The organism is Pantoea sp. PNA 03-3 (genome assembly GCF_003201175.1).
GTDB lineage: Bacteria > Pseudomonadota > Gammaproteobacteria > Enterobacterales > Enterobacteriaceae > Pantoea > Pantoea stewartii.
This window is the reverse complement of record NZ_QICO01000001.1, coordinates 73577-87147: the sequence shown is the minus strand read 5'-3', so window position 1 is coordinate 87147 and position 13571 is coordinate 73577. Positions and strand designations below refer to the sequence as shown.

At 55.0% G+C, this 13571-nt stretch carries 15 protein-coding genes; 6 read left to right on the top strand and 9 right to left on the bottom strand.

Annotated elements, in window-relative coordinates; genetic code table 11:
• Window positions 1–7: 7 nt before the first annotated feature.
• The 5 genes from ruvA to aspS form a co-directional block, all read right to left on the bottom strand.
• Window positions 8–622 carry a Holliday junction branch migration protein RuvA gene (ruvA, locus tag C7433_RS00380; RefSeq protein WP_006120270.1) on the bottom strand — a complete coding sequence of 205 codons (615 nt, stop codon included), beginning with the start codon at window positions 620–622 and terminating at the stop codon, window positions 8–10.
• A gap of 96 nt (window positions 623–718) precedes the next feature.
• On the bottom strand, window positions 719–1246 hold the full coding sequence (gene ruvC, locus C7433_RS00375) for a crossover junction endodeoxyribonuclease RuvC (RefSeq protein ID WP_033741979.1): 528 nt from the start codon (window positions 1244–1246) through the stop codon (window positions 719–721).
• Window positions 1247–1282: 36 nt separating this feature from the next.
• Complete coding sequence (locus C7433_RS00370; protein WP_006120268.1) at window positions 1283–2026, bottom strand: YebC/PmpR family DNA-binding transcriptional regulator; 744 nt, start codon at window positions 2024–2026, stop codon at window positions 1283–1285.
• Between the two features lie 268 nt (window positions 2027–2294).
• On the bottom strand, window positions 2295–2726 hold the full coding sequence (gene nudB, locus C7433_RS00360) for a dihydroneopterin triphosphate diphosphatase (RefSeq protein ID WP_006120266.1): 432 nt from the start codon (window positions 2724–2726) through the stop codon (window positions 2295–2297).
• Window positions 2726–4507 (bottom strand): aspartate--tRNA ligase, encoded by a 1782-nt coding sequence (gene aspS / locus C7433_RS00355; protein WP_033741983.1) that lies wholly within the window; start codon window positions 4505–4507, stop codon window positions 2726–2728. Before aspS ends, nudB begins: the two co-directional genes overlap by 1 nt.
• A gap of 220 nt (window positions 4508–4727) precedes the next feature.
• Between aspS and C7433_RS00350 the strand changes: the two genes are divergently transcribed.
• The 4 genes from C7433_RS00350 (at window position 4728) to cmoB (ending at window position 7771) form a co-directional block, all read left to right on the top strand.
• Window positions 4728–5549, top strand: a complete 822-nt coding sequence (locus tag C7433_RS00350) for a DUF72 domain-containing protein (RefSeq protein ID WP_006120264.1) — start codon at window positions 4728–4730, stop codon at window positions 5547–5549.
• A gap of 52 nt (window positions 5550–5601) precedes the next feature.
• Window positions 5602–5997, top strand: coding sequence for an MAPEG family protein (locus C7433_RS00345; RefSeq protein WP_058701780.1), 396 nt, complete (start codon window positions 5602–5604; stop codon window positions 5995–5997).
• A gap of 80 nt (window positions 5998–6077) precedes the next feature.
• Window positions 6078–6806, top strand: a complete 729-nt coding sequence (gene cmoA / locus C7433_RS00340; protein ID WP_006120262.1) for a carboxy-S-adenosyl-L-methionine synthase CmoA — start codon at window positions 6078–6080, stop codon at window positions 6804–6806.
• The gene (cmoB, locus tag C7433_RS00335; RefSeq protein ID WP_006120261.1) at window positions 6803–7771 is read left to right on the top strand and encodes a tRNA 5-methoxyuridine(34)/uridine 5-oxyacetic acid(34) synthase CmoB; all 969 of its coding nucleotides are present in this window, start codon (window positions 6803–6805) and stop codon (window positions 7769–7771) included. The genes cmoA and cmoB overlap by 4 nt, the downstream gene beginning before the upstream one ends.
• Window positions 7772–7774: 3 nt before the next feature.
• Here the strand turns inward: cmoB and C7433_RS00330 are convergent, their stop codons facing one another.
• Window positions 7775–8398: a LysE family translocator gene (locus tag C7433_RS00330; RefSeq protein ID WP_058701779.1), complete on the bottom strand. Its 624-nt coding sequence runs from the start codon at window positions 8396–8398 to the stop codon at window positions 7775–7777.
• A gap of 146 nt (window positions 8399–8544) precedes the next feature.
• Here C7433_RS00330 and C7433_RS00325 point away from each other — a divergent pair, with 146 nt between their 5' ends.
• Window positions 8545–9642, top strand: a complete 1098-nt coding sequence (locus tag C7433_RS00325; protein ID WP_033741989.1) for a glycerol dehydrogenase — start codon at window positions 8545–8547, stop codon at window positions 9640–9642.
• Between the two features lie 3 nt (window positions 9643–9645).
• On the opposite strand, the gene C7433_RS00320 is transcribed toward C7433_RS00325, so the two are convergent.
• The gene (locus C7433_RS00320) at window positions 9646–10491 is read right to left on the bottom strand and encodes a hypothetical protein (protein ID WP_110267422.1); all 846 of its coding nucleotides are present in this window, start codon (window positions 10489–10491) and stop codon (window positions 9646–9648) included.
• Between the two features lie 244 nt (window positions 10492–10735).
• A complete protein-coding gene (gene cutC / locus C7433_RS00310) occupies window positions 10736–11488 on the bottom strand; it encodes a copper homeostasis protein CutC (RefSeq protein WP_033741990.1) in 753 nt (250 codons plus the stop codon).
• A gap of 86 nt (window positions 11489–11574) precedes the next feature.
• Here cutC and C7433_RS00305 point away from each other — a divergent pair, with 86 nt between their 5' ends.
• The gene (locus C7433_RS00305) at window positions 11575–12717 is read left to right on the top strand and encodes a MalY/PatB family protein (protein WP_110267420.1); all 1143 of its coding nucleotides are present in this window, start codon (window positions 11575–11577) and stop codon (window positions 12715–12717) included.
• Here the strand turns inward: C7433_RS00305 and C7433_RS00300 are convergent.
• On the bottom strand, window positions 12714–13274 hold the full coding sequence (locus C7433_RS00300; protein WP_110267419.1) for a VOC family protein: 561 nt from the start codon (window positions 13272–13274) through the stop codon (window positions 12714–12716). The genes C7433_RS00305 and C7433_RS00300 overlap by 4 nt on opposite strands.
• Between the last annotated feature and the right edge of the window lie 297 nt (window positions 13275–13571).

Below are 13571 nucleotides of genomic sequence, written 5' to 3'. Positions count from 1 at the left end.
AATTACCTCAAATAGCGGCGCGGAGCGCTTCGCGAATTAATGTTTCACAATCCGCGTCAGGGCGACCCACTTTGCTGATCATGCGGCTCGCTTCCTGCGGTTTATAACCCAGGGACACCAGCGCTGCAACCGCTTCCGCTTCGGCGTCGTTGGTTTCGGGTTCCGGGCCCGGCGTGGTCAGCGTAAAGGCCGAGTCACCGCCAAACAGATCGCCATGCATCCCTTTAAAGCGATCCTTCATCTCGACAACCAGACGCTCGGCGGTTTTCTTGCCCACACCCGGCAGTTTGACCAGCGCGGCAATCTCTTCTTTTTCCACCGCCGTGACAAACTGCTGAGCGGACATGCCCGACAGAATAGCGAGCGCCAGTTTCGGCCCAACGCCGTTGACTTTTATCAGTTCACGAAACAGGGCACGTTCCTGTTTGCTGTTAAAGCCGAACAGCAGTTGCGCGTCTTCACGAACCACAAATTGCGTAAAGATTATCGCTTCGTGATTAAGCTCAGGCAGTTCATAAAAACAGGTCATTGGCATATGGACTTCATAACCAACGCCATGCGCCTCCAGCAGGACCAGCGGTGGCTGCTTTTCCAGAATGGTTCCCCGTAAACGACCTATCACCTGATGCCTTCCTTATTCAACGTATGTGGCGGAATTTATACCATAAAAAAGGCTGGATGAATATCCAGCCTGACGGGCATATTGCGGGGATTGCCGTTAGCGCTGCCGCAGCCGGCCGCGGGTCAGCACCAGCGTGTTCTCACTCATGCGCGCGGCATTCTGTGCAACATGGCAGTGCGTAATCGCAATAGCCAGCGCATCGGCGGCATCAGCCTGCGGACTGGCTGCAAGCTTCAGTAAGGATTTGACCATATGCTGAACCTGACTTTTTTCTGCCCCGCCGGTTCCGACAACCGTCTGCTTCACCTGACGTGCGGCATATTCGAACACCGGCAGGTCATGGTTTACCGCCGCGACGATGGCGGCACCGCGCGCCTGGCCAAGCTTCAGCGCCGAATCGGCGTTCTTCGCCATAAACACCTGCTCGATGGCGAAAAAATCAGGCGAAAACTGCGTGATAATTTCGCAAACGCCAGCATAGATCAGTTTCAGGCGCGCCGGCAATTCTGTCGTATTGGTGCGGATACAGCCGCTGCCCAGATAGGTGAGCTGGCGGCCGGTCTGACGAATCACCCCGTAACCGGTGACGCGTGAACCGGGGTCAATCCCCAGGATAATAGACATGACGCGTCTCCAGCCAGCGATGAAAGCGGTACAGCATTACAGCGTTTCCGCCACCTCATCGGAGATCTCACCGTTGTGATAAACCTCCTGCACGTCGTCGCAGTCTTCCAGCATATCGATCAGACGCAGCAGTTTCGGTGCGGTTTCCGCATCCATTTCCGCTTTGGTTGACGGAATCATCGCAACTTCCGCCGTATCCGCTTTCAGACCGGCGGCTTCCAGCGCATCGCGCACGGTGCCCATCTCTTCCCAGGCGGTGAAGACATCGATAGCGCCATCATCATACGCCACCACGTCCTCTGCACCGGCTTCCAGCGCGGCTTCCATCACCGCATCTTCATCCTGGCCTGGCGCGTAAGAAATCACGCCTTTTTTGCTGAACAGGTAAGACACGGAGCCATCGGTTCCCAGGTTGCCGCCGGTTTTGGTGAACGCATGACGCACTTCACCCACCGTACGGTTTCGGTTATCACTCAGACACTCGATCATGATGGCCGATCCCCCCGGACCGTAACCTTCATAGATGATGGTTTCCATGTTGGAATCATCTTCGCCGCCCACGCCGCGTGCAATCGCACGGTTCATGGTATCGCGTGTCATGTTATTAGACAGCGCTTTGTCCATGGCAGCACGTAAACGTGGGTTAGAACCGGGATCGCCCCCACCCAGTTTCGCGGCGGTCACCAGCTCGCGAATGATTTTGGTAAAGATTTTACCGCGCTTGGCATCCTGAGCAGCCTTGCGGTGCTTGGTATTCGCCCATTTACTATGTCCAGCCATCTTGCATATTCTCCGATCTTAACAATCGCACGGGCTATCTGACTTACGATCCGCCTCCCGACAGTGCCTGCCATCCTCACGTCGTTATAAACGTTCCGGTTGCACTGCACTGACGGTCGCGGCTTCGCGATACCGATGATGCCCGACTCTTCAATTTTAACGGCGCCGGTTTATCACCTGCACCCGGTTTAGGGAACGAAGGATGAGCTTCGTCGAATTCGTGAAATTTAACGTTACTGCCGTCTGAAAAACGCGTTACGGCAGGCATTCAGATAAATTCCTCAATCGCCTGGCGGTTACTCCAGGACTTGGTCAGGGCAGCAGCAGCGGCGGGCTCAAGCCAGCGCGCGGCAAGATGCTCGGTGAGCAGCAGGTCGCGCTCTGCGGGTAACGCCAGCCTGAACCAGTGTTCCCGGTTATGCGTGATGCCCGGTGCGTAACGGTGGCGATAGTGCGGGAAAATTTCAAACTCGATCTGTTTGTGACAGTCTTCCAGCACTAGCTTTTCGTCCGCAATGTTGATGGACAGCTCCTCTGACACCTCACGCTCGGCCGCCTGGCGCGGGGTTTCCCCGACTTCCAGGCTGCCTGTGACCGACTGCCAGAAGCTGGCATCATCACGTCGCTGCAGCATTAACACCCGGCCAGTATCTTGCGCAAAAATCACCACCAGCACCGATACCGGATGTTTATTGCCCATTACTTGTTCTCTGACTTTTCTTTCTTCGGCGCCACCAGAATGCCCAGATCCAGCAACGCGGCAGGATTGGCTTCGCTCGGTGCTTCGGTCATCATGCACGCGGCGGCGGTGGTTTTCGGGAATGCGATAACATCGCGAATGTTATCGGTGCCGGTCAGCAGCATCGTCAGACGATCCAGACCAAATGCCAGGCCCGCGTGCGGTGGTGTACCGTATTTCAGCGCGTCAAGCAGGAAGCCAAACTTCAGGCGCTGCTCCTCTTCGGTGATCCCGAGGATACTGAACACCGTCTGCTGCATTTTGCTGTTGTGAATACGCACGGAACCGCCGCCCACTTCGTAGCCGTTAATCACCATGTCGTAGGCATTTGCCACCGCCTGAACCGGATCGCTGGCCAGCGCCTCTGCGGTCATGTCTTTCGGTGAGGTGAACGGATGGTGCATCGCAGCCAGACCGCCCTCTTCATCTTCCTCAAACATCGGGAAGTCGATTACCCACAGCGGTGCCCAGGCGTTTTCGTCGGTGATCCGCAAATCGCGGCCGACTTTCAGGCGCAGCGCACCCAGCGCATCCGCCACGACTTTCGCGCGATCGGCACCGAAGAAGATCAGGTCGCCATCCTGTGCGCCCGTGCGGTTCAGTATCGCTTCCACGATGTCGGCACTGAGGAACTTGGCCACCGGACTCTGCACGCCCTCGAAGCCGTTGGCACGTTCGTTAATCTTCATCCACGCCAGCCCTTTGGCCCCGTAGATTTCAACAAACTTGCCGTATTCGTCGATTTGCTTACGCGTCAGCGCCGCACCGCCGGGCACGCGCAGCGCAGCTACGCGGCCTTTCGGGTCATTTGCGGGACCCGCAAAGACCTGGAATTCGACGCTTTTCAGCAGATCGCCTACGTCCACCAGCTCCATCGGGTTGCGCAGGTCAGGCTTGTCCGAACCAAAGCGATGCATGGCTTCGGCAAAGGTCATCTGTGGAAACGCCCCCAGATCCACCCCTTTGATGTCCATCCACAGTTCACGAATCAGACGCTCCATCTTCTCACGCACCTGTTCGGCGGTCATGAAGGAGGTTTCAACGTCGATCTGGGTAAACTCTGGCTGACGATCAGCACGCAGGTCTTCATCACGGAAGCACTTAACGATCTGATAATAGCGGTCGAAGCCGGACATCATCAGCAGCTGCTTGAACAACTGCGGTGACTGCGGCAGCGCATAGAACTTCCCTTTGTGCACACGGCTGGGCACCAGATAGTCGCGCGCGCCTTCTGGCGTTGCTTTAGTCAGCATCGGCGTTTCAATATCCAGAAAGCCTTCGTTATCCATAAAGCGACGCACAAAGCTGGTGATTTTCGCACGGGTTTTCAAACGCTGCGCCATCTCCGGACGACGCAGGTCCAGATAGCGATACGTCAGACGCGCTTCTTCGCTGTTGGTCTGGTTAGAATCCAGCGGCAGAGGGTCAGCACGGTTGATGATGGTCAGCGCGTGGGCGAACACTTCCACGTCGCCGGTCGCCATGTCGCTGTTTCGGTTCTTTTCGTCACGGGCACGGACGGTACCGGTGATCTGGATACAGAATTCGTTACGCAGTTCAGATGCCAGCTGGAACGCTTCTTGATGATCGGCATCGAAAAACACCTGGGCGATGCCTTCACGGTCGCGCATATCGATAAAGATGAGGCTTCCCAGATCGCGACGGCGATTGACCCAGCCGCAAAGCGTAACTTGCTGACCCACATGAGACAGATTGAGCTGTCCACAATACTCTGTACGCATAACACTATCCTTTTAACTTCGCCGCTGCAGCAGACAGCACCAGGCCGCGTAACCTTATCAGGTGCTGTCGCAAAAAAGGCCGCTATTATAATGGAAAAAGGCTGACAGGATAAGTGGAGCCACGCTAAAGCACGGCATTTCCTGTTCCCTTTTCACCGGGTTGCGTCAATATACTGCCTTACAGGATAATTACCATCACACTCAACGACAGGAGTCAGGCGTGACACTTCGTATCGGTTTGCCGCAATGGCACCACGCACACTGGAAACGCTGGGGAATTGAAACCCTGGCGGACTACGCGCGTTATTTCCAGACCGTTGAGGGCAATACCACGCTGTATGCACTGCCGGATCCCGAAACCGTGTTGCGCTGGCGGGATATGACGCACGATCAGTTTCGCTTCTGTTTTAAATTCCCCAGCACAATCAGCCATCAGGCAGCACTGCAAAACACCGATGACTTACTGACCGACTTTTTTCGCCTGATGCATCCGCTTGCCGATCGCATCGGTCAGTACTGGCTCCAGTTGCCTGCCAGCTTTTCTCCCGCCCAACTCAGCGATCTGTGGCGTTTTCTGGATAGTCTGCCTGCCTCTTTTTCCTATGGCGTGGAAGTGCGGCATGCCGCTTTTTTCGCGAAAGGTGAGGCTGAGCGCGCGCTGAATCGTGGCCTGCTCCAGCGCGGCGTCAATCGTGTGGTGCTGGACAGCCGTCCGGTTCACGCCTCAACGTCACAAAGCGCGGCGGCGCTGCACGCCCGCCAGCAAAAGCCGCGCGTCCCGCCGCATGCGCTGTTAACAGGACCGCGCCCGATGATCCGCTTTGTCGGCAGCGATAGTCTTGAAGAAAGCCTGCCGCTGTTTCGCATCTGGCTGACGAAACTGGCTGAATGGCATACGCAAAGTGAACCGCTGGTCTTCATTCACACGCCCGACATGGGCCAGGTCTTTCCGCTGGTGCAGGCCTTGTGGCCTGAACTGCAAAAAATTGATGCCAGCATCGGTCCCGGGCCGGACTGGCCGCAACAGGATTCGCTATTCTGATAGCGACCGGCAGCATCACACCTCTGGCAAAAGTAAAAATAAGGAATCAATAATGATAAGCGCGTTATATGTGGTGATCGGGGCCTTACTGATCATGAAATTTACCCTGAATGTTGTGCGCTTACGGCGACAGCATCATGTGGCTTATGGCGATGGCGGTCATCACGATTTACACATGGCCATCCGGATTCACGGCAATGCCATTGAAACGATCCCGCTGGGGTTATTATTGCTGATTGTGCTGGAGATGAACGGCGCGAATATCTGGATGGTGCACCTGACCGGCATCCTGTTTTTCATTGGCCGGGTGTTGCATGCACAGGGCCTGCGCAGCGATGTCATGAGCAAACGCAAATATGGCATGATGCTGACGTTATTCTCGCTGTCCGGTATGGTAATTTTTAACCTGATTTACCTGCCCTGGCCACTCTTGCTCAGCTTGCGTTAATGTTAACGGCGTAAAGGGTGCAGGCCGCGGCAGTTTCTGCCAGAATAGCGCACTTTCCGCCGTCTCTTCGGATTTTCGTTATGTCTGATCGCGATCAACTCTTTTCTGCGCCCATTGAAAAACTGGGCGACTGGACGTTTGACGAGCGCGTGGCTGAAGTGTTTCCCGACATGATTCAGCGCTCAGTGCCGGGCTATTCCAACATCATTTCGATGATTGGCATGCTGGCAGAACGTTTCGTCCAGCCCAACAGCCAGGTATTTGACCTGGGCTGTTCACTAGGCGCTGCCACGCTCTCGGTGCGCCGCAATATTCACGTGCCCGGCTGTCAGATTATTGCTGTGGATAATTCGCCGGCCATGGTGGAGCGCTGCCGCCGTCATATCGATGCGTTTCGGGCGGATACGCCGGTTACGGTCGTCGAAGCGGATATCTGCGATATCGCCATTGAGAACGCGTCACTGGTGGTGCTCAATTTCACCCTGCAGTTTCTTGAACCGCCAGCCCGCCTGACGTTGCTGACCAAAATCTGGCAGGGGCTGAATCCCGGCGGCGCGTTGGTGCTCTCTGAGAAGTTCAGCTTTGAAGATCGTGACGTCGGTGAACTGTTGTTCAACATGCATCATGACTTTAAGCGCGCCAACGGCTACAGCGAACTGGAAATCAGCCAGAAACGCAGCATGCTGGAAAATGTGATGCTCACCGATAGCGTAGAAACGCACAAGGCGCGCCTGAAACAGGCCGGTTTTTCTCATGCTGAGCTGTGGTTTCAGTGTTTTAATTTTGGTTCGTTGGTGGCATTAAAATGATCGACTTTGGCCGTTTTTATCAGCAAATCGCCGTGGGTCCCCTGGCAAAATGGCTGGAGGTGCTGCCTGCGCAAATCAGCGAGTGGCAGCGTGAAAATCTGCACGGGCACTTCCGTGACTGGTACAAGTCGCTGGAATATTTACCCCAGCTGGAACCTCAGCGGCTGGACCTGCTGCACAGCGTCAGCGCCGATCGGGACGATATCAGCGATCGGCACCGTCAGGGCATTGAGAAACTGCTGCGTAATCTGATGCCCTGGCGCAAAGGCCCCTATTCGCTTTACGGCACCGAAATTAATACGGAATGGCGCTCAGACTGGAAATGGGATCGCGTGCTGCCACACATCTCCTCGTTAGCCGGACGCACTGTACTGGATGTGGGCTGTGGCAGTGGCTACCATATGTGGCGCATGATCGGGGCAGGCGCGCACCTTGTGGTCGGTATCGATCCCATGCAGCTGTTTCTGTGCCAGTTCGAAGCCGTCCGCAAGCTGTTAAATGACGACCGCCGCGCCCACCTGCTGCCGCTCGGCATCGAACAGCTGCCGGTGCTTCAGGCGTTCGATACCGTGTTTTCCATGGGCGTGCTTTATCACCGCCGTTCGCCGCTGGATCATCTGATGCAGCTGAAAAATCAGTTAGTGAGCGGCGGCGAACTGGTCCTGGAAACGCTGGTGATTGAAGGCGATGTGAATCAGGTGCTGGTGCCGGGCGAACGCTATGCTCAGATGCGCAACGTCTACTTTATCCCCTCCGCCGAGGCGCTGAAAAGCTGGCTGGAGAAATGCGGCTTTGTCGATGTGCGCATTGTGGACTTTGCCGTTACGACCACAGATGAACAGCGCCGGACCGACTGGATGACCAGCGAATCGCTGGCGGAATTCCTTGATCCTGCGGACAGCAGCAAAACCGTTGAAGGTTATCCCGCACCGCTGCGTGCGGTGCTGGTCGCCACAAAGCCGTAATGCTCAGCGGCGAGACAGCGCCAGTTTCGCCGCGAAGCCAATAAAGACGCAGCCCGTCAAACGATCCATGATTATTAACACGCGTGGCTTCCTGAGCTGTGCCGCAAAATAGTGACTGCTGCCAATCAGCACGCTGCTCCAGATCAATCCAGTCACCATATGTGTCAGGGCCATCAGGGTGCACCAGACCGGGACCGAACCGCCCTGAGGGATAAACTGCGGTAAAAATGTTACGTAGAAAACGCCCACTTTAGGATTCAACAGATTCCCCAGTAACCCACGCAGAAAGCAGGCCAGATGCGTTTGCTGCGACGGCGTTTCGGCGGGCAGCGCTGCATTCTGGCGACGCGGATGCCACAGTAACCTGACGCCCAGCCAGAGCAGATAGGCTGCGCCAGCCCACTTCAGCAGGTTATACGCCGTTTCCGATGCCAGCAGCAGCGCCCCCAGCCCCAGCCCGACCGCAATGCCCCACGACAGACAGCCCGTCGCCACGCCCAGCGCGGTCGCACTGGCTCGTCGCCAGCCCTGTGCCGCCGCCGATCGCAAAATTAATGCCGTATCGAACCCCGGCGTCAGGGTCAAAATGATGATCGCAAACAGAAAAGCGAGGAATGAAGTCGTCACAGGCGTACTCCTGATTAGAAGTGCTTAACAATAACAAGCGTTTTTCACGCTGTACAGACAGCCAGGCGCGATTAACTGCTACGCTTTTTAGTGGCGTTATTAGCGGGCCGGTAACGGTCTCAATTGAAAAACCAGGAGCTACGATCATGAGTAAATTTATTTTCTCTTCGCCTCGCAAATATGTACAGGGTGCGGGCGTGCTCGATGAACTGGGAGAGTATGTCACGGAATTGGGCAATCACGCTTTCGTGGTGGCTGACGATGTCGTCTGGGGGCTGATTGGTGAGCGGGCGCAGTCTACGCTGGAAAAAGCAGGCATTACCCTCAGCCGTCAGCAGTTCAATGGCGAAGCCTCCAGTAATGAAATTACCCGGTTAAGTCAGCATGCGCAGCAGCAGGGCTGTAACGTGGTGATTGGTTTAGGTGGCGGCAAAACGCTGGATACGGTAAAAGCCGTGGCCGATGAACTCAAACAGCCGGTAGTGATTGTGCCCACCATTGCCTCAACCGATGCGCCCTGTAGCGCGCTGTCTGTTATCTATTCCGACAGTGGCGTTTTTGAAAGCTACCGTTTCTACAGTAAAAATCCCGATCTGGTGTTAATTGATACCGCCGTGTGCGCCGCCGCGCCCGCCCGCCTGTTCGCGTCCGGCATCGCCGATGGTCTGGCGACCTGGGTGGAAGCCCAGGCGGTGGCCCGTAGCCATGCGAAATCGATGGTCAATGGCGATCCGACTATTGCCGGTCTTGCCATTGCCCGGGCCTGTGAAGAGACGCTGCTGACGTGGGGCTACAGTGCCTATATCGCCGTCTCGGAAAAACGCGTGACGCCAGCGGTAGAAGCGGTCGTGGAAGCCAATACATTGCTGTCCGGTTTAGGCTTTGAGAACGCCGGTCTGGCAGGTGCGCACGCGATTCATAACGGATTCACCGCAATTGACGGCGATATCCACCATCTTACTCACGGTGAAAAAGTGGCCTACGGTACGTTAACTCAGATGGTGCTTGAGCAGCGTCCCGATGAAGAAATTGCCCGCTACATCCGCTTCTACCGTTCGATCAATATGCCGACCACGTTAAAAGAGATGCATCTGGACGGGGTGAGCTGGGAAGATCTGGTAAAAATCGGCGCGCTGGCGAACAGCGAAGGCGATACGTTGAAAAACCTCAATCCTAACCTGGCACCGGAACAGATCGCCCATGCGCTGCTGGGCCTGGATGCGTTCAGTAAAACGGTAAAATAGGAGCTATTCCGTCGCCTCAGTGGGTTTGTCCCAGTACTGATACTTATAAACCGCACTGAGGTGACGCTGCACCGTGCCTTTCTCAAAAACTTCGGTTTCATTCAGGTAACTCAGGGTGCAGTTGCCCTTGTCATCCCAGAACTGGCATTCATCCACGGTGCGCAGAGTGCTGACGTCGGTTGATGCCGTGCCGTTCAGGCGCAGCTCCCGCCCTTTATCGTCATAGGTATAGGTGTCTTTTCGCCGGGCAGAGGTGGTGCGGGTGACGAGGCCCTGCGGACTCCACGCGTAACGGTATTCCCCGTTGCTGACGGGATCGGTTCCGCGCGCAATGCTTTTCAGCAAACGATAGTGTTTATCGTAGCGGTACGTGGTGTCCGTGAATCCCGATTTGCCCATGCTGATGAATTTGTCTGAAGCGCTGATAATATTGCCGTTTTTTCCCTTGTGCCAGTTGATGGTGCCTTGTCGGTTATCCACCACCACTTCCTTTCCCTGTTTCAGTACTTTTACCAGATACGCATATTCGGCCACCCAACCTTCCTGCACACGCACCAGATGTTGTTCCATGCTCAGAATGACGTTACGCTCATTTTTGTCATAACTGATATCCGCCACCAGCAGGTCGCCACAGGGATCAAACTGCCCCAGCACCCGCTTTTGCGAATTGACGTCTTTGCCAAACTCCCCTGCGACAACCTGACGTACCGCCCCTTTCGCACTGCCGCCCAGCAGAATCCAGTTATTACTGACAGAGACCGCTTTACTGTTTGATTTGCACGCGGCAAAGGTTAAGGGCGCATGGCATCCCATCACGGTGAGAACAGCGGAAAGCAGAATGCATCGCATGGCAGGGCCTCTGACATCAATGTCGATTAGGGTTAAGCTGATGACCCGCAAACGGGGGAACAGAACAGGGAAAGCAAAGCCGCGTTGACGGCAAACGGCGACACAGAATGCACGCAATGCGTTGTTTCATCATCCACTATAGCGGAATACCGGACAAAAAATACCCCAGCAAATGTGCTGGGGTTTGGTACTTGCAAACATCACGTCATCAATCGGCGTGCTGCGCGGCAAAACTGGTTATGAGTCAGGCCACCCGGGCGGTATTCATTTGCATGACACTTTTCATTGCCTCTACAACATCACCATCGACGCAGTAACGGCTGAACTCATCAATTTCGGCTTCGGAACACATGGAAACACCCGCTTTGCGGTAACGCATCGGTGATGCCACCAGGTGGCTTGCCGAGCTGTGTACCTCACGAATATCTGCATCAAGAAACTTTTGCAGGTTACTTAAACGAACGCCAGCACCTGCCATAATGATAGGACCGCTGCTGTATTCATTAAGTTCCCTCAATAATGCAATTCCGTTTTCCGCACTCTGCTGCTGCCCGGAAGTGAGGATACGTTTCACGCCAAAATCGGTTAAAACATCGAGCGAACGTTTTGGCCGGTGGCAGAGATCGAAGGCGCGATGGAAGGTCACCGCCATGCCGTCGCACAGCGCCATGATCTGCCGCATCTGCCCCACATGAATATGGGCATCTTCATCCAGCATCCCTAACACTACGCCCGGAAAGCCCAGTTCGCGAATCCGCGCGACATCCGATTTCATTGCCTCGAACTCCCGGCTGGAATAGCAAAAATCTCCGCCGCGCGGGCGGACAATAGGATGCACCGGAACAGAAATGTCACGACGGGCGACTTCCAGCATGCCAGCAGAAGGTGTCAGGCCGCCTTCACGCGGTGCCGCACAGAGTTCAATTCGATCGGCCCCCGCCTGTTGAGCGGTTAAGGCACAATCCACCCCATAGCAACAAATTTCCAGTGTGGTCATTCTCTTCTCCTTTACATGACGTCCTGTTCACGCCAAATTCGTCAGGTATGCTTATCCCTTAGAACAGTTTACGTGGAAAACTAACTATGACATTCAATTTTGACCAACGGATAGACCGCCGTCACAGTGATAGCCTTAAATGGCACAAATATGCGGGCCAGGATATTCTGCCGTTGTGGGTAGCGGATACGGATTTCCGATCGCCTGCCCCCATCATTGAGGCCATTAAAGCCCGCGTTGATCATGGTGTTTTCGGCTATGGCGATAAGCCTCAGGGATTTATCGATGCGCTGATTGCCCGCTGTAAATCACGCTATCGCTGGGAAGTTAAACCGGAATGGGTGGTCGTGTTGCCCGGCGTAGTCTGCGGGTTAAATCTGGCCGTGCGGGCGTTTACCGCGCCGCACCAGGGTACCGTCGCGCCGCATCCCATTTATCCCCCTTTCCGTTCAGCCGCGAAGCTGGCTGAACGTGATCAGTTGAATCTGCCTCTGACGTTGCAGGAAGGCCGCTGGGTCATGGATCTCACTGCAGCAGACGGCCACATGCAGGACAAAACGTTGCTGATGCTTTGCAATCCGCAAAATCCTGGCGGCACGGTTTACCGCCGGGAAGAACTTGAAGCGCAGCTGGCCTTTGCGCAGCACCATGATTTAATCGTCTGCTCTGATGAAATTCATTGCGATTTACTGTTAACGCCGGGGCTGCAACACATCCCCTTTGCCTCCCTGAGTGATGATGCGGCCCAACGGAGCATTACGCTGCTTTCGCCATCCAAAACCTTCAATATTGCCGGGCTGGGCGCTTCCGTCGCTGTGATCCCGGATCCTGAACTACGGGCGCGATTCAACGCCGTGCGCCAGGGCATTGTGCCCTCAGTCGATATTCTGGCCCTGGTTGCGGCGGAAGTCGCCTGGCGGGCCTGTGATGACTGGCTTGATGCCCAGCTTGATTATCTGCGCGGCAACCGGGACTGGCTGGTTTCCGAAGTCAATGCGCTGCCTGGCCTCAAAATGACCTCTCCGGAAGGCAGTTATCTGGGCTGGATCGATGCGCGTGAACTCCAGGTTGCCAGCCCGGCGCTGTACTTTGAAAAACACGGGCTTGGCTTCTCGCCAGGGCGCGACTTTGGTGATGACGGCTTTGTACGGATCAATTTCGGTTGTCCCCGCGCCTTGCTGGAAGAAGCCGTCAGACGGCTCAGACGCGCGGTTGAAGCCCGGGGCTAGCGCTGTTCACTGGCCACAATCTCGTCCAGTCGCCATGGGTGAAACTTAATCGTGGTTTCCCCATCGGTCACTGCCAGCGTAGGATTCGGCAGACGCTCGTTTTCCCCTTTCGGTGAGCTGGTTTTGAATGAAATACCCGGCTGTGTGAGTGCCTGATCGGACAGCAGCGCCATGGCACGCATGCCCAGTGTTTCAGGCTCGCCTCGTAATACCACCTCAATATGTTCCCAGCGCTCGTGGCGGTAACGTTTTTCACCCGGCCAGGGCAGCTCAACGACGTCTATCGCCCAGCCGGCAATCATTAACGGTTGGTGCAGCTTAAATAAACATACCGGTCGTCCGTTAATCATCGCCGCCGAGAACTGCTCCCCGAGTTGCAAAAACCCTTTTTGCCAGCGTTCGGCCGTCGCATTCTGATGACACCGCACGGCCACATGATCGACGTCGAGGTCTGTAGAGTTTAACCCCAGACGCTGTGAAAAATTTTGTAACCGTTCTTCGAAAGCCGCTAAATCGGCCTGTAAATCGTCCAGTTCGGGTGGAAATATCATGCTCACCGTAAGCTGTCTCCTCACTTTTTTATGACCAGGGAATGCTGTAACTCATTGTTACTGAACTATCGTAATGAACAAAAGGGTAAGATTCATCTTATTTGGCTGGCGTTTTACGAGAAAAGCAAAAAATTAACGCTTTTAATTCAGATTAATCTTCTGGTTAGATCCACCTTTTCGTTGACAAAAGTAACTTAAGTTACTGTTTTGTATGGTTATCATTAACACAATAAGATAAGTCTTACTTAACAGTGGCATGATTGCAGCCTGCATAGCTTTCTATTAAATTTGCATTAACACTAT